The sequence below is a fragment of the Rhodococcus wratislaviensis genome (genome assembly GCF_900455735.1).
Taxonomy (GTDB): Bacteria; Actinomycetota; Actinomycetes; order Mycobacteriales; family Mycobacteriaceae; genus Rhodococcus_F; species Rhodococcus_F wratislaviensis.
The window spans coordinates 52,190-73,150 of record NZ_UAUI01000001.1; the positions used below are offsets into that span (position 1 = coordinate 52,190).

Consider the following 20,961-nt stretch of genomic DNA (forward strand, 5'->3'; position numbering starts at 1 on the left):
TTCGCCACCCGGAAGCTGAGCCCATGTCACGATCTGCGATCGATCTGCGACGGCACGATGCGGTGATCTTCGACCTCGACGTCGTGATGGCCGAGTCCGCGCGGACCGACACCACGAGAGCACTCGTCCGTCAGTTGCAGAGTCGCGGGGTGGCGACGGCGGTCTTCTCGACCGATCGCGACGTTCGACCGGTGCTCGACGCCGCAAGAATCGCCGACGTGTTTCCCGTTCGCGTCGACGGCGCGTCGCCGGTCGAGGCCGCCGACCGACTCGGGGCACGTCCGGGCGGTGCGGTGGTCGTCACGGCCTCCGCAGAAGCGGCAGCCGCGGCCAGGCGGGGCGGCTTCGCACTCGTCATCGGGGTCGGTCACGACCGCCGCGCGGCCGACTTGGAAAGATGCGGAGCAGATATCGTCGTCGCCGACCCCTCCGAGATCCAGTTCCGTGCAGGCGATCTCCGGCTGTCCGAGATTCCGGACGCTTTGACGTCTCGGCACGAAGTTACCGCCCTCCTCCGGGTCCGCAGGCCCGCAGTGTTTCTCGACTTCGACGGCACACTCGCGAACATCGTGTCCGATCCGTCGGCGGCCGTCCTTGTCGACGGTGTGGCCGACAAGTTGGCGAGGTTGACACGCGAGTGCCCAGTGGCGGTGATCAGCGGACGCGACCTCGCGGACGTGCAGGCACGGGTCGGCATGGCGGAGCTCTGGTATGCGGGCAGCCACGGGTTCGAACTGGCCGGACCGCAGGGGCAGTACTACCAGAATCCTGACGCTCTCGCCGCGGTACCAACGCTGCATTACGCCACCCGCGCCCTCACCGACCGCCTCCGTGACGTGCTGGGCGTGTTGATCGAGCCCAAGAAGTACACCGTCGCCGTGCACTATCGCAACGTTGCAGTCGACCGGATAGACGAGGTCGTTGCCACGGTCCGTGATGTTGCCACCTCCGGGGAGGTCCGCCTGCGAGTCACCGGGGGTCGCAAGGTCGTCGAACTCCGTCCCGACGTCGATTGGGACAAGGGACGCGCACTGAACTGGGTCCTCGAGCACATCCACGACGCGAAGTCCCTACTTCCGATCTACGTCGGCGACGACCTCACCGATGAGGACGCATTCGACGCCGTGACGGCGAACGGGGTGGGGATCGTCGTCCGCAGCAGTGAGGTCGGGGATCGACGGTCGGCAGCACGCTTCGCCGTGAACGGTCCGGTTCAGGTCCGCGAACTGCTGCAGCGTCTGGCGGATCTTCTCGGCCGCGACCCCGAAACCGCATCCGCGGCCGATGCATGGATGCTGTTCTTCGACGGCTACGAACCCGCGACCGAGAAGTTACGGGAGGCCATCTGCACTCTGGGGAACGGCTACTTCGCGACTCGCGGGTGCGCACCCGAAGCAACCGCCGGCCCCGTCCACTACCCGGGCACGTATCTCGCGGGCGTGTACAACCGCCTGCGCGATGAGCGTGCCGGGAGGGAGATCGTGAACGAAAGCATGGTGAATGCGCCGAACTGGCTGACGACGACCTTTCGTATCGAGGGTGGGCCGTGGTTCGACGTCGACGCCGTCGACCTTCTCGAGTACCGCCAATACCTCGATCTGCGTCGCGCCGTGCTCACCCGCCGGTTTCGGTACCGCGACGACGCCGGGCGAGCGACGTCGGTCATCCAGCGGAGATTCGTCGCCATGCACCTCCCCCACGTCTGCGCGCTGCAGACGACGATCATCGCGGAGAACTGGTCGGGATCGTTCGAATTGCGTTCGGCCCTGGATGGTTCGGTCCGCAATACCCTCGTCGAGCGGTACCGTGATCTCGCCGCCGATCATCTTGTGCTACTCCATTCAGGCGCGCTGTCGGCAGACTCTGTCCTGCTGGCGATGCAGACCAATCAATCGCGCATACCAGTGGCCATGGCGGCACGAACCACGCTGTCGCCCCGCGACCGACACCGCACGTCCACCTACCGTCTGCTCGACCGCGACGGCCGCATCGGCCATGACATCACGGTCGACCTCACCGAGGGTGAGTCCGTGACGTTCGAGAAGATGGTGACAGTATTCACGGGGCGCGATCACGCGCTGTCCGAGCCGGCCGCGGAAGCGGCACGCTGGGTGCCGTCGATCGGCGGGTTCGAGGAAGTGCTGGACGGTCACGTGCTGGCCTGGGGGCACCTCTGGGACCGTATCGGCATCACCCTCGGCGATTACCAGGACGCCCTGCGCATCGCCCGGCTTCATCAGATGCAACTCCTGCAGACGGTGTCGCCGAACACCGCCGACCTCGACGTCGGGGTGCCGGCCCGGGGTCTGCACGGCGAGGCCTATCGGGGCCACGTCTTCTGGGACGAGTTGTTCGTCTTCCCGGTCCTGAACCTGCGGGTGCCGACTCTGACCCGGTCGTTGCTGCGCTACCGGTACCGTCGCTTGCCGGAGGCCCGCCGGGCCGCGCGGGCGGCCGGTTATCGTGGCGCGATGTTCCCGTGGCAGTCGGGCAGCGACGGCCGGGAGGAAAGCCAGCAAGTGCATCTCAACCCGCGGTCCGGTCGCTGGCTCCCGGACCCGAGTTGGCGCCAACACCACATCGGCATCGCGATCGCCTACAACGTGTGGCACTACTACCAGGTCACCGGGGACCTGGAGTTTCTCAGTGATTTCGGCGCCGAGATGCTGGTGGAGATAGCCCGCTTCTTCGCCGGCCTCGCCTCCTACGAAGGGCCCCGGGGTCGCTACACGATCCGCGGTGTCATGGGACCGGACGAGTTTCATTCCGGCTACCCCGAGGCTCCGCACGAGGGAGTCGACAACAACGCGTATACCAACGTCATGGCCGTGTGGGTGATCCTCCGGGCGAGAGAGGCGCTCGAGGCGATACCGGCCCCCGACCGGTCCGATCTCGTCGACTCTCTGAGCTTGGATGCCCACGAGATGGCCCGGTGGGCGGACGTGAGCCGCCGCATGTTCGTGCCGTTCCACGATCGGGTCATCAGTCAGTTCGAGGGCTACGAGGCGCTGGCGGAACTGGACTGGGCCGGTTACCGGGAGCGGTACGTCGACATTCAACGGCTCGACCGCATCCTCGAGGCGGAGGGAGACGACGTCAACCGGTACCGGGCCTCGAAACAGGCCGACGTGCTGATGCTGTTCTATCTGCTGTCCGCCGACGAACTGCGAGATCTGTTCGAGCGACTCGGATATCAGCTCGAACCGGAGGCGATACCGCGCACCATCGACTACTACATCGCCCGGACCTCTCACGGTTCGACGCTCAGCGCGGTCGTGCATTCCTGGGTGCTGGCCCGCGCCAATCGTGACAAGGCCATGGAATTCTTCGAAAAGGTGCTTGCGTCCGACATCACGGACATCCAGGGGGGCACGACCTCCGAGGGGATCCACTTGGCGGCCATGGCGGGAAGTATCGACTTACTCCAGCGCTGTTTCACCGGACTCGAAACTCGCGGTGATCGACTCGTTTTCGGCCCGGAATGGCCGAAAACGCTCGGTGCGCTCGAATTTCCGATCGTCTATCGCGGGCACCAGTTGTGGCTGACGATCAGCGGTCGACGCGTTCAGGTCAGCGCCGGCGCCGGGAATCAACGCGCGATCGAGATCTCGTGTCGTGACCAGGTCGTCCGACTGGAGCCGGGGTGCACGGTCAGTCTGGGCTAGAAGTCAGGCTGTGCTGGACACCGTCGGCGCCGCCGTCCCACGACCAGCGCATCGGTGCTGTCAGCCGACCGGCCATCCCGGTGTGCGGCCGAGATCGTTCCATTCTTTATCCCACTGGCGCATCCGGCTTCGTCCGTTCATCGACCGCACCCCCGCATACAGCAGGAGGGAGCAGACCGCCGCGCCCGCCCAGACCGACAGTGCCGCACTCACGGCGATCACCGCGTTCTGCACTCCCGACCGGGGCTCGGCGACCACGTTGCCGTTCGTGTCCACCCACACAGTGACGGTGTCGCCGCGGCGAGTGCCGGGTGCGGTTTTCGCGGCGGTCGAGCGCAGGGCGCCGTCCGGTGCAGTCCACTGAGCCGTCGCACGGCCCTGCGTTTCCGGGGAGCGGGTGTGCGCGTCGGCGACCACCACTTGTCGCGGATCATCGATGAGAACGGCAGACTGTGCATGCCTGGTCTGGAGTTCGGCGCGCGACCGTTCGTTCAGGCCGGTGTACGTCACGGTGCCGAACGCCGCCGCGAATGGGACCACGATCAGGATGATTGTGATCAGGACGGCCGCGACGACGGAGTCGCAACGGTCCGTGGCCCGCATGAGCGGATTTCGGCTCCAGGGCGCCAGACGCCACCAGCGCAGTGCCTGATCAGTGGGCATCGCAGCCTCCTCGAACCATACTCCTGTTTCCAAGTCTTCCGCGCACGAGGTGGGCGGCCTAGGGCACAAGGTCATTGGCAGGGGTGACCGGAGCGTCTGCCCGCTTCGTATCGGAGGTCGGGTTACCCTGTCCTGCAGTATCATTCCGCGCTCTGCCCTGAATCGAGGCGCAGCTTCGCTGCACGCCGGACGTCGCACATGCTTCGCGTCCTCCCGGGAAAACCCGACAAGAGTGACTTTCGGCCCTGGAATCGTGCGCGCCGTTATCGCACCGTTGTGGAAGAGGCCGACGCACATCATCGGAACCACCCGTCGGCGAAGGAACGAGGACCTCATGTTCGAACGTCACTCCACCGCGTCGCGGCCGCGCGACGACCGTCACCGGCGCGACGACGAACCCGGTGAGTTCCTGTACCTCCACCCTGTCGGGCTGGTGCTGGCGTTGTTGTCGGGAGCAGTGACCGCAGGCCTGGTCGTCCTGCTCGGCGCCTGGCTCGCAACCCCACTCGTCGGAGTCGGCGCGGCCGCGACCCTCGTCGCCACCGTCGGCCTGGCCGTGGCGATGTTGATGCCCCACCGACCACGCCGGCACGGGGCGCGCCCGGTCCGTCCAGCTGCTCGATGACCACTGGGGCTCCTCGGGCGACGCTTCTGACGACTACTGCTCCCGGCGTAGTGTGATTCTCCGGAGCGATCACACAGCACGACTGGAGGTTGCGGCATGATCAACGTCTTTCTCGTGGACGACCACGAGGTCGTCCGGCGCGGAATCGCCGATCTCCTCACCGCCGACCCCGATCTGACCGTCGTCGGTGAAGCCGCCTCCTACTCGCAGGCGATGGCGCGAGTGCCGGCCCTGAAACCCGACGTCGCGGTCCTCGACGTACGACTTCCCGACGGCAACGGAATCGAACTGTGCCGCGAACTGCACTCACTGATGCCGGAACTGCATTGCCTCATCCTGACCTCGTTCACGGACGACCAGGCGATGCTCGACGCGATTCTCGCCGGGGCCAGTGGATACGTCGTGAAGGATATCCGGGGTATGGAACTGACCCAGGCGGTCCACGACGTCGGGGCCGGCAAGTCGCTCCTCGACAGTCGCGCCGCCGCTGCTCTGATGGTGAAGGTCCGCGCGAACGCCAGTGAGAAGGACGGAATCTTCGGGCATCTGACCAATCAGGAACGGACACTCCTCGCCCTGCTCGGGGAGGGGTTGACGAACCGTCAGATCGCTGCGCGGATGTTCCTTGCCGAGAAAACCGTCAAGAATTACGTGTCCAGGCTGCTGACCAAACTGGGGGTGGAGCGCAGGACCCAGGCGGCGGTACTCGCCACGAAGATGCAGTCGAGACCGTCCGACACCTGACGGGCGAAGCCCTGAGTCCAGTAGCGGTTCCGTCATGTAGCAACGCCGCTACGTGGGAGAATGCGTCTTGTGACCCGTCAACCGGATGAGCGCGACCGGGGTCCGTTACTCGGTAGCCTGTCCGAGCTGCGGCTCCGTGAGCTCCTTACCGAGGTGCAGGAACGCATCGCGCAGATCGTCGATGCCCGAGATCACGTCGACGGGCTGCTCGAGGCGATGCTCGCGGTCACGTCGGGACTCGACCTCGACGACACGCTTCGCACCATCGTCCATGCCGCGATCAATCTCGTGGATGCCCGCTACGGCGCGCTGGGGGTGCTCGCCCAGGGTGAGGGCTTGAGTGAGTTCGTCTTCGAGGGCATCGACGAGGAGGCACGCGAGCGTATCGGCGACCTGCCCCGCGGTCGCGGGGTCCTCGGGTTCCTCATCACCAATCCAAAGCCGGTCCGGTTGGAGGACCTGTCACATCACTCAGCCTCGGTGGGATTCCCGGCCAATCATCCGCCGATGAAAACCTTTCTGGGAGTGCCCATTCAGATCCGAGACGAGGTGTTCGGGAATCTGTATCTCACCGAGAAAGCGAACGGTGCACACTTCACCGAGGACGACGAGGTTCTTCTCCGCGCACTCGCGGCCGCCGCCGGGATCGCCATCGAGAACGCCCGCCTGTACGAGGAGTCCCGGGCGAGGCAAGCCTGGCTCGAGGCGACACGTGAGATAGCGACCGAACTACTCGCGGGCAGCGAGACGGCAGAGGTGCTGCAAGTGATCGCCGACGACGCGCTTGCCCTCACCGGCGCCGACAGTGCTTTCCTTGCGGTGCCGGACGATCCCGACATCCCGTCGGACGAGGTCACCGAACTCGTCGTCACGGCGTCGGCCGGCACGGTGTCGGATCGCATCATCGGCCGGACGATCCCGATCGAGAAATCCACTTCCGGTGAGGCATTCCGCGAGCGGACACCGCTTCGGGTCACCGCGCTGGCCTTCGATCCTGGGTTCGAGACCGGAACCCGGTTCGGCCCGGCGCTGGCGCTGCCCCTGCGCGCCGCGCAATCGGTGGCAGGGGTTCTGGTGACGCTCCGTCACGTCGAAGCGTCGCCGTTCACGGACGACCAATTGGCGTTGATGTCGGGGTTCGCAGATCAGGCGGCCGTCGCGCTGCAGCTCGCCAACAGTCAACGCCGAATGCGTGAGCTCGATGTCCTGTCCGATCGCGATCGGATCGCGCGGGACCTCCACGACCACGTCATCCAGCGGCTCTTCGCGGTCGGCCTGTCAATGCAGAGCACCTTGCAGAGGGCGAAGGCTCCGATCGTCAAGGAACGACTCGAACAATCGATCGACGACCTTCACGACATCGTGCGTGATATCCGTACCGCCATTTTCGACCTTCACGGCGGTTCGGGTGGTATGACCCAGTTCCGACGGCGGCTGCACGAAATCGTCGCCGAGACCACCGCGGATTCCGGGTTACGCACGACGGTGCACATGTCTGGCCCACTGTCCGTCATCGACGCCGCGCTCGCCGAACACGCCGAGGCAGTCCTGCGTGAGGCGCTGAGCAACGCCGTCCGACACGCGCGAGCCGACACGGTCACGGTCAGCATCTCCGTCTACGACGATCTCACCATCGAGGTCGCGGACAACGGCACCGGCATTCCGGACGACGTCTCCCGGAGTGGCCTGGACAATCTGGCTGTCCGTGCTCGGGAATTCAACGGGCACTTCACCATCGACACGACCCCCGGTGGCGGAACCACGCTCCGGTGGTCGGCGCCGTTGCCCTGAACCGGGATCGGCTCCCCCGCTCACAGAAGGTGGGGACCTTCTCCCCTACGCCGGTGACGGGCGCACCATAACGATGAGAGGTAGCTGCAATTTCTGCCGCGCGCTTCTTGGAGGAGAACACCATGACCGCCCGCCGCCCAATCGTTGTCGGAACAGACGGTTCACCGTCGTCCCTCCAGGCCGTCGCGTGGGCCGCGCAGGAGGCGGCGTTGCGCAATTCCCCACTGTCGGTGATCGCGACCACGTTCGTTCCCGGCGCCTACGGTGTCCCGATCGGCATGCCGGAGAGTTTCTTCGACGACGAGGAACGCAACGGCAAGAACCGGCTGGCTGCCGCCGCGGAGATCGCTGCCCGAGCGGTACCTGGACATTCCCTCGACATCCACACCACCCTCTGTACCGGAACGCCGGCCGGTGAACTCCTCGAAAGGTCGAAATCCGCAGCGATGGTCGTCGTCGGCTCGAATCGGCAGGGAATCATCGAGCGCGGCTTCCTGGGATCGGTCAGCGCCGCGGTCGCCACCCACGCACCGTGCCCGGTCGCGGTCATCCACGGGCTTCCCGATTCCGAGGTCACCCGGCTCGAGGGGCCCGTCGTCGTCGGCGTGGACGGGTCGGCGCACAGCGAGCCCGCCATTTCGATGGCGTTCGAGGAGTCCGACCTGCGGCAGTGCGAACTGGTGGCCGTTCACGCCTGGTCCGACGTCGACCTCCCCGTGCACTACGAGGGCGGTAGCGTCTCCGGTTGGAAGCAGGTCGTCACCCAGGAAACAGCCCTCCTGTCGGAGAGTCTCGCCGGCCGGGCCGAGGATTTCCCCGACGTCAAGGTTCGGACGATGGTCGTGATGGACCGACCTGTACGCAACCTGCGCGAACAAGCCGACAACGCGCGACTTCTCGTCGTGGGTAGCCGCGGACGCGGCGGATTCACCAGCATGCTGTTGGGATCCACGAGCCGGGCCTTGATGCACTCGGTGCGCTGCCCGCTCCTCATCGTTCGGTAGGGCGCCACTGTCCGGAGGGACACGGCGGCCGATCACGTTCGCGTCCGGCAGCGGATGGACACGCACGACGCCTCCATGAGGTTCTCCGGGGCCCGTCCGAAGCATCTCGAGGATCTGGCCGAGTCGCTGTGCCGGCAAGACCCCGGGCGTTACGTGCTGGGCGCCTTCATCGGCGGCATCCTGGTCGGCGTCGCGAACTACGTGAGGCCGGCCGACCAGACGGAATCGGAACGATGCTGCTGACGTGGCTCGACGACGCAGCGCGGGCGCACGGACCTTCGGCGCGGACCCGGCCCGTCCTGATGTGACGCACTCTCATGTCGACGACCGAGAGAACTCGGAGACGGCACCGGCGTACTCCACCACACGTATTCCTTCCTCGCTGTGTAGACGTACAGGCAGGCGTCCGAGCAGAAGATTCCGACCGGTGACGTCACCGGGAAAATGCTGTTCGAGACCGACGAGCCCGAACCGGACAGCGGTGGTCACGGGTCCTTGTGGGCGAACGACGAACTGATCGGGGAAGGTGACATGCCCCGGACGGTGCCGGTGGCCTTCAGTTCGTACGCGGGCATGGACGTGGGCCGCGACAACGGCTGGGTCGTCGACCGCGATTACGAGGACAGGGCCCGCACCCGGTTCACCGGACCGTCCACGAGGCCGAACTCGCGTTGCACGAGCCACGCGGCGATGCGGGGTGTCGGGCACGGCACGGCGCGGCCGGCTGACCCGACGATGCCTTTGCCCGGGCTCAGGGGTGTTCGGTGTACAGGGCGGCACCGGCGGTGACCCCTGCACCCACGGCGATGATCAGGACTCGGTTCCCGGCCGGGATACCACCCGTCCGGCGGTCAAGGGCCGCCACGAGGGACGCGGTGTGCATCCGTTCGTCATCCGCGACCACGATCCGCGGCACGGGGACGCCCAGGTGCTCGGCGAGCGTCGCGCGGAACTTCCGCCGGGCGGGAGCGGCCACGATCAAATCGACATCGGCGAGGTCGAGGGAGGATGCCTCCAGGCATTCCCGTGCCGCCTGCGCTCCGGCGGTCGCGAATCGCTCGTCCATCGAATCCGACTCCCGGAACCGCAGTACGTTCCGGGAATCCTCGAGCCCGACTGTGGCACAGAAGCTTTCACCGGAATCGGAGCGATTCACCCAATGGACGGGCCCCAGGCCGAATTCGTCGTCGGTCCAGCGGCAGAGGATGGCTCCACCCGTCGGCGCAAACGGAAAGTGCTCGCTCATCCCACGTCCGGGATCGGCATCACTGGCAACCACCAGCGCCCAGTCGATCGTGTGCGACCGCAGGAATCCGTCGACGATCTGCAGACCGTTGAGAGCCCCACAGGATCCGTTTGCGACATCGAAGGAAAAGGTCCCGTGCGTGTCGTCGTGGGGGTCCTCCGGGTGGGCACCGATATCTTCCTGGATGAGCGCCGCGAGGGCGGGCTCGCCCAGATTCCGGTCGCGGTACAATCCGACGTTGACGAGCAGGTCCAGGTCGTCGGCGTTCCGACCGGCCCGTTCGAGGCAGGTCTGGGCGGCCGACACCGCGAGATGCAATGCACTGTGGCGGGTACGCCAGCCGCCTCGTGTGACGTCGAGCCGATCAATGATGGTGCCCATAGCGTGCCACCAATTCCTCGTCCAGAGTCAACAGAACGACGCCGATCTCCAAACCCGATGCGAGGGCGATCAACGCTACGGTCTCACCCGCTCGGATGCGGCCTGCTTCGAGTTCCTCGACGAGCGCGACGGTGTGGGTCGTCGAGGCCGTATTTCCGTAGCGGTCGACGGTGATGACCGCGTCGTGCCGTGGAGAATCGCCCAGCGTGGCGGTCACCTCGGCCATCCCTTTGCGGATCGCCCGCGCCGAGGTTTGGTGTGTGATCACGTGATCGATGTCGTGGAGGGAGATCCCGGCGGCGTCGAGCACCTCGTGCAGCAACAGCGGGGTGTCCGCGATCGCCGCCCGCTGGATCCCCCGCGAATTGGTGAACATCCGGGCGCCGGGGTCGCCGCCCTTCGGGTACGCGAGACAGAGCCGACTGTAGTCGGCGACGGTGGTGAATCCGGCCAAACCGATCCCGGCCGATCCGGCAGGGGCACGTTCGAGGAGCAGCGCGGCCCCGGCGTCGCCGAGCGTGAGGCACGCAAGCTCCTTGCTCATGATGTTCCGGATGTGCTGGGCGGCATTCTGTCCGAGCTGCGAAATGTACTCACCACTGACGACAAGTGCCCGTTCGACGATTCCCTGACGGACCCAGTTGTTCATCACCGTCACACCGGTCAACATGCCGGCGCACGCGTTCGAGAGATCGAAGGTCATCGCCCCCTGCGCGCCGATCGCCTGGGCGACCGCACTACTCATCGTCGGTTCCAGCCATTGGGTGAGACCGCCGTGAAACTTGGTGATGCTGCAACTGACCACCACATCGATCGAACCGGCGTCCCGGTTCGACCGTCCCAGGCAATCCAGTGCCGCCGAGATCGCCAGTGTGTAGGAGTCCTCGTCCCCCACCGACACGCGGCGCTCGCGGATCCCGGTGAGCCGCTCGAGGTCGATGTGAGTCGAGTGACGGGTGGTCGACATCAGGTCCGTGGTCGTGAGATGTGTCGCGGGTAGATGCCGGCCGGCCCCGGCGAGACGCGTAGCGAACGGCATTCGCAGGTCGCCGTTCTCGGTCTCCATGACCAGCCAACGTTTGACCATTCCTTCCACCTCCGTGCTCACTCCACAATCGCGCACCGGCGATCTCGTCACCAGAGCATTTGGGCCCTTCCGGGGGATCGTTCGACCAGCACCGAGGAATGCGGCGAGGTGAGGTCCTAGGACCCTTGTCCTGTGACAGTGGCACGCCGACGCTGAGGGACGAGGAGAGGAGTCGTCATGCAGGCGCGACACGTCATGAGCAGCCCGGTCACCACGGTGGACCGATCCACCTCGGTGGACGAATGCCTTCGGTTGGTCTTGCCCGCTGCTGATCGTGCGCCGGTGACGAGACGAGGCGCCTCGGCGGTCCCGGGCCCGGGACCGGGGCGCCGTGCGGTGCAGACTCCGTGCGGCACGGTCCCCGGTTGCGGGTGGCACCGGACGGCGAACCGGCCGTGCGGACCGTGATGAGTCCCCTCCTGAGGATCGGCCGCGCACTGGGGGCCTTCGGGTTCGTCGTCGTTGCAGGCACGCTCGGGTATGTCGTCCTGGGCTTCGGCATTCTGGATGCGCTGTACCAAACCGTGACGACGATCAGCACGGTAGGTTTCCGTGAGGTTCACCCATTCGATGCGGTCGGTCAATGGTTCACGATCCTTCTCATCTTGGCGGGTGCCGGTACGGCGCTGTATACCTTCGGGGTCATCCTCGAGGCACTCATCGAGGGACATCTACGTCAGCACATGGAGCGTCGGCGAATGGACAGACACATCAGCCGGATGACCGGGCACGCGATCATCTGTGGTGTCGGCCGGGTCGGACGGGCCGGAGTGCAGTACCTGGCCACGCTCGGGATGCCGGTCGTCGTCGTCGATCGGGATCCGCAGCGTCTCGCCGGCCTCGACGTCCCGACAGTGGTCGGGGATGTCACCGACGACCAGGTTCTCGAAGCGGCGGGAATCGGCCGCGCCCACGCTCTGATCACGGCGCTCGACACCGACGCGGACAATGTCTATGTCACCCTCTCGAGCCGCGCGTTGCGGCCGGATCTGATCATCATCGCCCGCGCCCGCAACGACGGCTCGACATCCAAGCTGATTCGGGCGGGAGCAAACCGCGTCGTCAACCCTCAGCTCATCGGGGGGCGCCGGATGGGTGCCTTCGCGCTCCAGCCACACGTCGCCGAGTTCCTGGACGTCGTGATGCACGACGAGACACTGGACTACCGGATCGAGGAGGTCGAGGTCCCGGCTGGTTCGCCGCTGGCCGGGCGGACGCTGGCGGAAGCGGACCTCGCTGCGGCCACCGGCTCGCTGTTGATGGCGTTGCGGTCACCGACGGGGCAGTTCGTCGCCAATCCCCCGCCGGAGCGACGTCTGGACCCGGGCACCATTGTCATTGCCCTCGGAACCGCGCCGCAGCTCGATGCGCTTCGCCGCGAGGTCAAGCAGAGTGAGGGAATCGGCTCACCCTGAACGGTTTCCGGCCCTTCATCGTGCCTCCGCCGGGGTACGGCGAGCCCACCGGAAATACGCGATCGGTCCGATGAAGTTCACCGCGATCAGGGCAGCCCATGTCGTTTTGCTCCCCCTGATCTCGCGGGGATCACGCTTCGCCAGATCTGCCCAGGCCGCCGCGGCCAGCCCCAATTGCACCGCCGCCGCCACGACCAGCGCGGCGCGCTGCGGCGTTGTCGGACTCGACCACTTCACACGCCTCTTCCACGGACTCATCGATGCTCCTCCGATCTCACCTCCACCGGCCCGGCACCGCGAGAGCAATGCCTCTGCGGCGCCGACCACTGGATCTAGGTCCGTCTTTCCGTGTCCCGAGTCGATTCGGCGGCGATGGTGCCTGCCCACGTGCACACGTCCGACCAGTCCCGGGCGTCGCCGTAGTGCCCACCCATGAGCGTGAAGACGACAAGCCCGAATCCTGGCCAATCACCCGGGGCGATCGCCCCGGCGAAGAATCGGTGGTCGCGCACATCGGCCGCATCCCGCAGCAACTGCACTGCTCGAGGCTCCGGTGTCACGCGACGCAGAAGACGCGCCAGCCGCCTGGACAGGGTCGTGCTGGTGACGCCCACCGACGACACCGAAAACGCCCATACTCGCTTCCCCTCGAACTGGGACCGCAGGCGCTCGACCGCGTCGGAGGCGTCGGCGAGCCACTGCCCGTCATGGATCGCGCTACCGAGAACGATCACGTCGTAGGAGTGCACGTATGACACGTCCGTGGCCGCCCGCACATCGACTTCCTGCCCTAAACCTTCGATACACGACCCGAGTCGCTCGGCTATCCCGCGGGTCGAGCCCTTCGCTGTCGCGAACGCCACCAGTACTTTCATGGGCGGGGCCTTTCCGAGGAGGTGTCGGCACCGGAATCGTCTCCGCCCGAGTGAGGCCTGGGCTCAACTGGCTCGAATGGTCCCTGATCGAGGCGGAACGGTGGGTACTCGTCTCGCATCAGGGTCGCGTAGGCCGCGACGCGAAACGCCCAACGGTTGATGCCCATCACGAAGTCGAACAAACCGTGTGGGTACCGTCCGGTGACGAGAAGCGCAATTGCCGAGAAGGTCACCGCGAGAGCGAGCAGAGAACCGAGGAGCCACGGCCGCCCGTAGTGCGCACCGTCGGTTGCGAACGCTCCGGCACGCCAGCTCCCGAACCACCCTCCCGCGAGTAGCGCCAGGATCAGGTAGTGCGGGATCGCCAACAGCCACCACTTCACGAGGACCAGTCCGCGGGACAGCCGCACGGGGTAGTCGACGTCGAAGTCCGCCGGATAGTCGGTACGTTTCAGGGTGAAGGGTGGGTAGCGGTCCGTCGCCAGGGCCGAGTAGGTATAGAACTGCACTCGCCACACCCACCGGAGAACGCCGACGCCGAAGTCGAAGAGGGCCCGCGGATACCGCGCCGTGAACAGGATCGCGAATCCGGACACCAGGGTGGTGACGACGAACGCGACCCCGAGGAAGAAGAGCACTAAGTAGTGCGGGATCGCCAGTAACCACTTCACCAGCCACAGCCATCGCGACAGTGGCTCGTCGAGTTCACCCACGAGACGAGTGGGATAGACGGTCCATGGAACCTGTGGCGGGGTGACGCCGCCGGCGAATGTGTCGTCGGCTGCGTCCCGTGCGACGGGATGCGGTTGCGGCGGACCGTGCCGACCCAGACCGATTGCTCCTGCCACGATCAACGGGATTCCGATGATCAGAAAGACGACTGCGCCGATCAGGACACTCAGAGCGAGCGGTCCGACGAAAGTGAGGCGCGCCCCGGCCTGAATGTCGGCGGACACCCCGGGGGCCGCGTCCGCATTCATCACGACAGCCGTCCACGCACCCTGCTGCAGTTCCCAGCGCACCTCCTGCGTGCCGGGACCCGAGGAGGAGACGGACCAGAACGACTGTGCCCCAGGCAATGCTGCCTGTCGTGTGCCGGGAATCTGCCGATAGGTCGGTCGGAACGGATCGAACTGCACCTCTGTCACCTCGGTGCGAGCAACGCCGGTGAAGTACTTGTCGACCTCGTCACGAGGGCCTATCCCAATGAAGATCTCTTGGCCGGGAACGGTCGAGGTGACTCGCAGCAGCACCCGGCCGAGGTCCTCGGTGCTGAACCCTTTCGGCAAGTCCGCGCCCTCGAAGAGATCGACCTTCTCCGATACCAGGGCACTCTCACTCGTCTCGAAATGCTCAGGCGGCGAGGTGAAGTGCCCACCGTCGCGTTGCATGAAGTAGGCCCACCCGAGAAACGCCGAGGCAGTGAGCAGAGCGAACCCGGCCAGGGCACTGAGACATCCCAGGACCAGAACAGCTACTCTGCCGGTTCGCACAGGCACGTCCTCCCGGTCCGGTGTCCCCGAAGACTCAGTGTGAGGCGTCCCTCCAGGCGCGCGTCAGAGTCATTGGTCACCATTCCCTCGACCCGTCGTGATGGTGTGGCAACGAAACTAACTGGTGGAGCTTTCGATCCGGCTCCGATCGTGCAGGAGTCGGTCATCGCGGTCGCACGGCTCACAGCGGGATCGACCGGCTTCCGCCGACCCGACCCCGAGAAGACGAATCACCGGTGGCGGGAGCGGGACGTCAGCTCAGCGCCGCCCGCACCACCAGGTCGAACGTCGGCCGCGGATCCGTGGTGTCCCGCCGGGCGATGCGATGCAGGATGACCCCCTCTGCGCAGGCCATGACTGCGGTGGCGGCGGTCTGCGGATCCCGTGCTCCCAGCCGGTGGAATGCCGAGACGGTCGACGCCTCCATGGCTGTGCGTCCGCGTGCCAGCGCCTCCCGGAGAGCGGGGTCGTGGCTGGCCTCCAGGAACAGGACCAGCCGTGCGGCGGTGACGGTTCGGTTGGCGACGGTCGTGTAGTCGATCAGACGGCAGAGCGCGTCGACGAGGTCGTCTGCGGATGTCGGTGCCAGCACGCCGACTTCGGACATCTCGCGTTCCACGATCGCGTCGAGGGTGCCGGTGAGCAGCGCCGCCCGGGTACGGAAGTAGTTGGACGTGGTTCCCTTCGGGAGGTCGGCGCGTTCGTCGACCCGGGCGTGGGTGAGCGATCGCAGACCCTCAGTTCCGACCAGGTCGATCGCTGCGTCGAGCGCTCTCGTTCTCGTTGGCGTCACACGGATACTATAAACATAGTGACTTTGCACTATGATCGTAGTAGCGTGAGGTGATGAGACACGAGGCCCGCGAAAGCCACGGACTTTCCGGCCCGAACGGCGAGCCGGACAACACCTTTCCTGCGTTGGACGGTGTCCGGCACCGCTACCTCCGACTCCCCGGCCTGCGCATGCACGTGGCCGAGGCCGGTCACGGCGAACCGGTGGTGCTGCTCCACGGCTTCCCCCAGCACTGGTGGGAGTGGCGCGGGGTACTCCCGGGGCTGGCCGCGCACTACCGGGTGATCTGCCCGGATCTGCGCGGTGCCGGCTGGACCGACGCCCCACCCACGGGATACGACCGCGAGCAGTTGCTCGCCGACGTCGTGGCCCTGCTGGACACGCTCGAACTCCACCGGGTCTGCCTGATCGCGCACGACTGGAGCGCACTGCTCGGATACGAGCTGTGCCTGAGCGCGCCCCACCGTGTCCGGAAGTACGTGAGCCTCGGTGTCCCCCACCCGTTCGTGCGGTTCGACCCACGGCTGCTGCTGACGATCGCCCGGCACGGCTGGTTCGAGCCCGTGATCGCCGCACCGTTCGTCGGTCCACGCCTGCTCGGCCGGGGACGTCAACGGCTGACCTACCACCTGCTGCGGGGTTTCACCACGAACCGGAACGCCTGGTCGGAGCAGGACATCGAACTGTTCGCCGGACGGATGCGCGAACCGGCCCGCGCCGACGCGGCATCCGCCCTCTACCGCTGCTTCATCATGCGTGAGGCCGCGCGGATCATGACCGGCACGTACAGGCACAGCCGGCTCAGCACCCCCACCCGGGCGCTCATCGGCGCCGAAGACCCCATCGTGCGCCCGGAGTTCCTCGGCGGATTCGAGGAGCACACCGACGACTTCGGTGTCGAGTTCATCGACGGCGCCGCACACTTCCTCGTCGATGAGACGCCGGATGTAGTGCTCAGACGCGCCCTCGAATTCTTCGCGCCGCCGGGTCCGTGTCACGACGCGGCGACAGGCACCTGACGCACCGGATCGATGCTTCCCGGACGTTCGACCTCGCCGAGGGCGAATCCCACGCCGCGCACGGTGTGGACGACGTACGGCGATCCGACGGCCACCAGCTTCCGCCGCAGCGAGCAGACATAGGCATTGAGGACGTTCGTCTTCGATTCGACCGTCACACCCCACACCATGAGCATGAGGTCGCGGCGGGTGACGACTCTGCCGACATTTTGCGCGAGCACGGTGAAGAGAACGTATTCCGTCCGGGTCAGCGTGGTGCGCAGCCCGTCGTGGTCGGGTTCGTGGGGCACCTCGCACAGGCAGACGTCCGGTGCGCCGGCGGGTGCCTGTGCGGGCCTCTCGGGTTTCACCCGACGGAGGATCGCGCGGAGCCGGGCGACGAGCTCGTCCGCCCCGACCGGCATCTCCATCACGTCGTCGGCGCCGGCCTCGAGGAGGTCGCTGCGACGGTTGCCGGAACGGAAGGTGCCGATCACCACGACGGCGAGCGCGAATCGCATCGCTTTCAACGCCCGCACCGTGGTGCCGGCGTCGAGGTGTGGTGATCGCGCGTCGACGATCACCACGTCGGGGGGTTCGATCCGCGACCGCACCGGTTCCGCGTACGTCCTCGTGACGAAGAATCCCGCATCCCGGAGGCGATCGACGAGGGATCTCTCCACGTCGGCGTCGATCAGCAGGACACGCGGGCGAGCGATAGCCGGGCTCGACACAGAGTTCATGCGGGTTCCTCCTGTTTTCGAGCCTCGCGTTGGTGTGCCAGCTAGATCAACCGGGGGCTGAGATCAAGTTCCCACGCCGCAGTTGATGACGATATCGAGTGAAACTCCCCTATCGTTACCGAGGAGACCACAGCATCACCCGATCGGGAGGTCGTTGTATGTCCCAACTCCAGCACCTCGCACTGCACGGCGACGCAGTCGCATACCGGATGAGCGGTGAGGGAGAGACTCTGCTGCTCGTCCATGGGATGGCGGGAAGTTCCGCGACGTGGCGTGCGGTTCTCCCGCAATTGGCGCAGCGGTACCGGGTCCTGGCACCGGATCTGCCCGGCCACGGTGATTCCGCCAAGCCTCGGGGCGACTACTCGCTGGGCGCGTTCGCCGCGTGGCTGCGCGACCTACTGCACGAACTGGGAATCGAACGCGTGACCGTGATCGGTCAGTCCCTCGGCGGCGGGGTGGCGATGCAGTTCAGCTATCAGCATCCCGAATTGTGTGACCGACTGGTGCTCATCGGCAGTGGCGGACTCGGACCGGACGTGAACTGGACCCTGCGGTTGCTGGCGGCGCCCGGATCCGAGTTCCTCCTGCCATTGGTGGCGCCCGCCGCGGTTCGTGACGCCGGCAACAAGGTCCGCGGCTGGCTCGCGGCGGTCGGGATCCAGTCGGTACGTGGCGACGAGATGTGGAACGCCTACGCGTCACTGTCGGATTCGGACACCCGGCAGGCGTTTCTGCGGACCCTCCGCGCGGTCGTCGACCATCGGGGGCAGGCGGTGAGCGCGCTGAGCCGGCTGTACCTGAACGAGGGTCTCCCGACGCAACTGATCTGGGGCGATTCCGACGGCATCATCCCGGTTGCGCACGGATATGCGGCGCACGAGGCGATTCCCGGGAGCCGACTCGCCGTCCTCGACGGTGTCGGGCACTATCCCCACCTCGAGGATCCCGCCGCGGTGGTCGACATCATCGACGACTTCGTCTCCACGACGCCGGCGCGAACCTGAGCGATCGGTTCCCGTCGGCGCTCGCGCGGCGTCCGGTGACGAGGATGTAGACGCTGATCAGCAGCACCCAGGCCGGGAACGCCAACGTCGACCACAGGCTGAAGTCGACGATCACCAGCAGAGCCAGGGCCAGCAGATACGTGGTCACGACGAGCCATCGCGGCATCAGGCCGGTCCGCAGCCAGATCGTCCCCAGCGAGATCATGAACACCGCGGCCATGCGCAGCGCGTACACGTGGTTGATCTGCAGCATGATCTCGCGGCCGAAGTAGACGATCTCGTCCGCCGAGCTGCCCGAGTGGCGGGCGATGGCGAGTACGCCGCCCGCCACCCCCATCGAGACGAAACCCATAGCGAGAAACAGCAATCCGCTGCCGAGGAACACTGTCGCGAAGAATCGGTCCTCGAGTTCGCCGAGACGGTCGCGGATGACGCCGATGAACCAGAGGAAAGCAATCCCCGCGAACGGAGCAAGCAGCAGGGCCGTCTTGATTCGCGTCTCTCCGCTCCCCACCCAGGGAGTTTCGTCGAACGGGTCCGCCGGCAGCGCGGTCCGCAGGAGAACGAGGCTCGTTGCGAACAGTACCGCGAAGACGATCCCTGCGACGGCCGCCGAGCGGGGCGTTCTCAGCCGGCGGAACTCCCTCGTGCGCTGCGTTTCGGCCATGTGTCGATCCTCGCTCGAGTAGCGATCGGGAATCACCGATTCGCGTCAACCGGCGAACACCCGCCGGTCGGTTTCCCGCTGGGCGGAACGCCGCATGGCGTGCCGCATCCTCGAGAACTGTGATGTCAATTACACATTCACGAGACTTCGACCACCGAATGTGACCACCCACCCCTACCGCCCGGCTCGGGCCCGCCGCAGCGCCGCGGCACCGCCACGAGTTCCCGTGCAGGTATTCGAAAGGACCCGATGATGGTCACCCATGCGCCACACGGCGGATCGGCTCATTCGCGACAGCAGGACGCGACTACCGAGCGATGGACACCCCGCCTGATCTTCTCGCTCGCCTCGATCGTGTTGCTGCTGGAGATGCTCGCGGTCAGCTACATGATGATCTCGATCGCGTTGCCGCAGATCGTCACCCACTACCAGACGACGCAGGGTGCATGGTTGCTGACGTCGTTCCTGCTGGTGGGAGCGATCACCTGCCCGCTGATCGGCAAGCTCGCGGACACGCACGGCAAACGCAAGCTCCTGCTGACGGCCGTTGGCCTGTCGGCGCTCGGGTCGCTGATCTCGGCGATCGCACCGACGTACGCGGTGCTGATCGCCGGCCGCGCACTCACCGGACTGCTCGTGCCCTGCCTGTTCCTGAGCTACTCGCTCATCCGCGACGTCTTTCCCGCCCGGACGGTGGCGCTGGCGGTCAGTATCGCCACGAGCGGCATGGGACTCATCGCGATCCCCGCACCCTTCTTCACCGGCTGGCTGATCGACAATTTCGGCTTCCGGAGCATCTTCTGGTTCTTCCTCGCCGGTCTGGTGATCCTCAGTGTCCTGATCCGGGCGACCACCGGCGAATCGACCGTGCGGCTGCGTTCCCGCATCGACCTGATCGGCGCGGCGCTCCTCGGCGCCGGACTCGCGGGAATCCTCGTCGGGGTGAGCTTCGGGCCCTCGTGGGGCTGGACGTCGGGGTCGACGATCGGATTCATCGCCGGCGGTGTGACCCTGCTGGTGGCGTGGATCGTGTCCGCCCGGCTGCTCGCGGACCCGCTGATCGACATCCGGTTCTTCGGTAAGCGGCCGGTGTTCCTGACGGCGCTCGGCGCAGGATTCTGCTACGGCACGTCCTCGGTGTTCACGATCATGCTCCCGATGATGTGCATGACCCCGGCGATACTGGGGCTCGGCTACGGATTCGGTATCAGCGCAGAGGGATTCGCGATCTTCCAGGCACCGTTGGGTGGCGCCGTGGTGATCGGCGGGCTGATCGTCGGAACACTGGTGTCCCGGAACGTCCGCCCGCGGGTCCTGATGGTCGTGGGCATGCTCGTGATGGCCGCCGCCTGCCTGCTCACGGCGATGATCCACGACGACAAGGCGCTCCTGATCGGCTTCGCCGCACTTCTCGGCGTAGGAATGGGCATGGGGTACGCCTCCATCCCCAACCTCCTCATCGCCGCGGTGCCGCCGCAATTGCAGGCGACGACGGCGAGCATGGTGGCGGTGTTCCAGAGCATCCTGCCCGCCATCCTCCCGGTGATCGCCTTCTCCGTGTTGAACTCGCACATCGCTACCGTCATGCAGGGTGCGGTCTTCTACACGGACACCGGCATCACGATCGCGTTCGTGATCGGCGCGGTCTCGGCACTGCTGGGCGCGGTCGTGGCCTTCGCGTTGCCCCGCAGGATGTCGCAGCTCAGCGCACCCGGTTCGGCGGTCGCGGCCGACACGGACGGGGCCGCCGTCCTCGCCCACTGA

At 66.3% G+C, this 20,961-nt stretch carries 19 protein-coding genes and 1 pseudogene; 11 read left to right on the forward strand and 9 right to left on the reverse strand.

What is annotated here, in order from left to right; translation table 11 throughout:
- The first annotated feature begins 23 nt into the window (after window positions 1–23).
- Window positions 24–3,665, forward strand: a complete 3,642-nt coding sequence (otsB, locus tag DTA22_RS00275; protein WP_112298153.1) for a trehalose-phosphatase — start codon at window positions 24–26, stop codon at window positions 3,663–3,665.
- 60 nt (window positions 3,666–3,725) lie between these two features.
- On the opposite strand, the gene DTA22_RS00280 is transcribed toward otsB, so the two are convergent.
- Entirely contained in the window at window positions 3,726–4,328 is a 603-nt protein-coding gene (locus tag DTA22_RS00280; protein ID WP_112298154.1) for an Rv1733c family protein, read from the reverse strand.
- A 334-nt stretch (window positions 4,329–4,662) separates the two neighbouring features.
- Between DTA22_RS00280 and DTA22_RS00285 the strand changes: the two genes are divergently transcribed.
- From DTA22_RS00285 to DTA22_RS00305, 5 genes are all read left to right on the forward strand, one after another.
- Window positions 4,663–4,953 (forward strand): hypothetical protein, encoded by a 291-nt coding sequence (locus tag DTA22_RS00285; protein WP_112298155.1) that lies wholly within the window; start codon window positions 4,663–4,665, stop codon window positions 4,951–4,953.
- A gap of 96 nt (window positions 4,954–5,049) precedes the next feature.
- Window positions 5,050–5,697, forward strand: coding sequence for a response regulator transcription factor (locus tag DTA22_RS00290; protein ID WP_112298156.1), 648 nt, complete (start codon window positions 5,050–5,052; stop codon window positions 5,695–5,697).
- Window positions 5,698–5,757: 60 nt separating this feature from the next.
- Entirely contained in the window at window positions 5,758–7,488 is a 1,731-nt protein-coding gene (locus tag DTA22_RS00295; protein WP_037232271.1) for a GAF domain-containing sensor histidine kinase, read from the forward strand.
- 122 nt (window positions 7,489–7,610) lie between these two features.
- Window positions 7,611–8,492: a universal stress protein gene (locus DTA22_RS00300; RefSeq protein ID WP_037232294.1), complete on the forward strand. Its 882-nt coding sequence runs from the start codon at window positions 7,611–7,613 to the stop codon at window positions 8,490–8,492.
- Between the two features lie 75 nt (window positions 8,493–8,567).
- Window positions 8,568–8,735, forward strand: coding sequence for a hypothetical protein (locus DTA22_RS00305; protein WP_245973265.1), 168 nt, complete (start codon window positions 8,568–8,570; stop codon window positions 8,733–8,735).
- Between the two features lie 508 nt (window positions 8,736–9,243).
- Here the strand turns inward: DTA22_RS00305 and DTA22_RS00315 are convergent.
- Entirely contained in the window at window positions 9,244–10,119 is an 876-nt protein-coding gene (locus tag DTA22_RS00315) for a 3-oxoacyl-ACP synthase III family protein (protein ID WP_112298157.1), read from the reverse strand.
- Window positions 10,103–11,206, reverse strand: a complete 1,104-nt coding sequence (locus DTA22_RS00320; RefSeq protein WP_112298823.1) for a 3-oxoacyl-ACP synthase III family protein — start codon at window positions 11,204–11,206, stop codon at window positions 10,103–10,105. The genes DTA22_RS00315 and DTA22_RS00320 overlap by 17 nt, the downstream gene beginning before the upstream one ends.
- Window positions 11,207–11,383: 177 nt before the next feature.
- Here DTA22_RS00320 and DTA22_RS36540 point away from each other — a divergent pair.
- Both DTA22_RS36540 and DTA22_RS00330 read left to right on the forward strand, forming a co-directional pair.
- Window positions 11,384–11,464 (forward strand): annotated as a pseudogene (locus DTA22_RS36540) (CBS domain-containing protein); the annotation flags it as partial.
- Between the two features lie 149 nt (window positions 11,465–11,613).
- Window positions 11,614–12,621: a potassium channel family protein gene (locus DTA22_RS00330; protein ID WP_037232292.1), complete on the forward strand. Its 1,008-nt coding sequence runs from the start codon at window positions 11,614–11,616 to the stop codon at window positions 12,619–12,621.
- Between the two features lie 15 nt (window positions 12,622–12,636).
- Here DTA22_RS00330 and DTA22_RS00335 read toward each other — a convergent pair whose 3' ends face one another.
- The 4 genes from DTA22_RS00335 to DTA22_RS00355 all read right to left on the reverse strand — a co-directional run bounded on the left by DTA22_RS00335 (window position 12,637) and on the right by DTA22_RS00355 (window position 15,782).
- Window positions 12,637–12,879: a PLDc N-terminal domain-containing protein gene (locus tag DTA22_RS00335; protein WP_112298824.1), complete on the reverse strand. Its 243-nt coding sequence runs from the start codon at window positions 12,877–12,879 to the stop codon at window positions 12,637–12,639.
- Window positions 12,880–12,953: 74 nt separating this feature from the next.
- On the reverse strand, window positions 12,954–13,496 hold the full coding sequence (locus DTA22_RS00340) for a flavodoxin domain-containing protein (RefSeq protein ID WP_112298158.1): 543 nt from the start codon (window positions 13,494–13,496) through the stop codon (window positions 12,954–12,956).
- Complete coding sequence (locus DTA22_RS00345; RefSeq protein ID WP_037232268.1) at window positions 13,493–14,989, reverse strand: DUF4389 domain-containing protein; 1,497 nt, start codon at window positions 14,987–14,989, stop codon at window positions 13,493–13,495. The genes DTA22_RS00340 and DTA22_RS00345 overlap by 4 nt, the downstream gene beginning before the upstream one ends.
- Before the next feature lie 253 nt (window positions 14,990–15,242).
- The gene (locus DTA22_RS00355) at window positions 15,243–15,782 is read right to left on the reverse strand and encodes a TetR/AcrR family transcriptional regulator (RefSeq protein ID WP_112298160.1); all 540 of its coding nucleotides are present in this window, start codon (window positions 15,780–15,782) and stop codon (window positions 15,243–15,245) included.
- Window positions 15,783–15,835: 53 nt separating this feature from the next.
- Between DTA22_RS00355 and DTA22_RS00360 the strand changes: the two genes are divergently transcribed.
- Window positions 15,836–16,801, forward strand: a complete 966-nt coding sequence (locus DTA22_RS00360) for an alpha/beta fold hydrolase (RefSeq protein ID WP_112298161.1) — start codon at window positions 15,836–15,838, stop codon at window positions 16,799–16,801.
- Here the strand turns inward: DTA22_RS00360 and DTA22_RS00365 are convergent.
- A complete protein-coding gene (locus DTA22_RS00365) occupies window positions 16,777–17,523 on the reverse strand; it encodes a response regulator transcription factor (RefSeq protein WP_112298162.1) in 747 nt (248 codons plus the stop codon). The two genes, DTA22_RS00360 and DTA22_RS00365, sit on opposite strands and share 25 nt — an antisense overlap.
- A gap of 158 nt (window positions 17,524–17,681) precedes the next feature.
- On the opposite strand from DTA22_RS00365, the gene DTA22_RS00370 reads away from it, so the two are divergent.
- On the forward strand, window positions 17,682–18,530 hold the full coding sequence (locus tag DTA22_RS00370; protein ID WP_112298163.1) for an alpha/beta fold hydrolase: 849 nt from the start codon (window positions 17,682–17,684) through the stop codon (window positions 18,528–18,530).
- Here the strand turns inward: DTA22_RS00370 and DTA22_RS00375 are convergent.
- The gene (locus DTA22_RS00375) at window positions 18,490–19,197 is read right to left on the reverse strand and encodes a hypothetical protein (protein WP_112298164.1); all 708 of its coding nucleotides are present in this window, start codon (window positions 19,195–19,197) and stop codon (window positions 18,490–18,492) included. The genes DTA22_RS00370 and DTA22_RS00375 overlap by 41 nt on opposite strands.
- Before the next feature lie 252 nt (window positions 19,198–19,449).
- Between DTA22_RS00375 and DTA22_RS00380 the strand changes: the two genes are divergently transcribed.
- Window positions 19,450–20,961 (forward strand): MFS transporter, encoded by a 1,512-nt coding sequence (locus DTA22_RS00380; RefSeq protein WP_112298825.1) that lies wholly within the window; start codon window positions 19,450–19,452, stop codon window positions 20,959–20,961.

Excerpts from the sequence above, each read along its gene's own strand:
- DTA22_RS00360 (WP_112298161.1), top strand. The coding sequence starts at position 15,836 with ATGAGACACGAGGCCCGCGAAAGCCACGGACTTTCCGGCCCGAACGGC.
- DTA22_RS00370 (WP_112298163.1), top strand. The coding sequence starts at position 17,682 with ATGTCCCAACTCCAGCACCTCGCACTGCACGGCGACGCAGTCGCATAC.
- DTA22_RS00330 (WP_037232292.1), top strand. The coding sequence starts at position 11,614 with ATGAGTCCCCTCCTGAGGATCGGCCGCGCACTGGGGGCCTTCGGGTTC.
- DTA22_RS00320 (WP_112298823.1), bottom strand. The coding sequence starts at position 11,206 with ATGGTCAAACGTTGGCTGGTCATGGAGACCGAGAACGGCGACCTGCGA.
- DTA22_RS00340 (WP_112298158.1), bottom strand. The coding sequence starts at position 13,496 with ATGAAAGTACTGGTGGCGTTCGCGACAGCGAAGGGCTCGACCCGCGGG.
- DTA22_RS00315 (WP_112298157.1), bottom strand. The coding sequence starts at position 10,119 with ATGGGCACCATCATTGATCGGCTCGACGTCACACGAGGCGGCTGGCGT.
- otsB (WP_112298153.1), top strand. The coding sequence starts at position 24 with ATGTCACGATCTGCGATCGATCTGCGACGGCACGATGCGGTGATCTTC.
- DTA22_RS00290 (WP_112298156.1), top strand. The coding sequence starts at position 5,050 with ATGATCAACGTCTTTCTCGTGGACGACCACGAGGTCGTCCGGCGCGGA.
- DTA22_RS00285 (WP_112298155.1), top strand. The coding sequence starts at position 4,663 with ATGTTCGAACGTCACTCCACCGCGTCGCGGCCGCGCGACGACCGTCAC.
- DTA22_RS00380 (WP_112298825.1), top strand. The coding sequence starts at position 19,450 with ATGGTCACCCATGCGCCACACGGCGGATCGGCTCATTCGCGACAGCAG.
- DTA22_RS00375 (WP_112298164.1), bottom strand. The coding sequence starts at position 19,197 with ATGGCCGAAACGCAGCGCACGAGGGAGTTCCGCCGGCTGAGAACGCCC.
- DTA22_RS00305 (WP_245973265.1), top strand. The coding sequence starts at position 8,568 with ATGAGGTTCTCCGGGGCCCGTCCGAAGCATCTCGAGGATCTGGCCGAG.
- DTA22_RS00295 (WP_037232271.1), top strand. The coding sequence starts at position 5,758 with ATGCGTCTTGTGACCCGTCAACCGGATGAGCGCGACCGGGGTCCGTTA.
- DTA22_RS00300 (WP_037232294.1), top strand. The coding sequence starts at position 7,611 with ATGACCGCCCGCCGCCCAATCGTTGTCGGAACAGACGGTTCACCGTCG.
- DTA22_RS00365 (WP_112298162.1), bottom strand. The coding sequence starts at position 17,523 with ATGAACTCTGTGTCGAGCCCGGCTATCGCTCGCCCGCGTGTCCTGCTG.
- DTA22_RS00335 (WP_112298824.1), bottom strand. The coding sequence starts at position 12,879 with ATGAGTCCGTGGAAGAGGCGTGTGAAGTGGTCGAGTCCGACAACGCCG.
- DTA22_RS00280 (WP_112298154.1), bottom strand. The coding sequence starts at position 4,328 with ATGCCCACTGATCAGGCACTGCGCTGGTGGCGTCTGGCGCCCTGGAGC.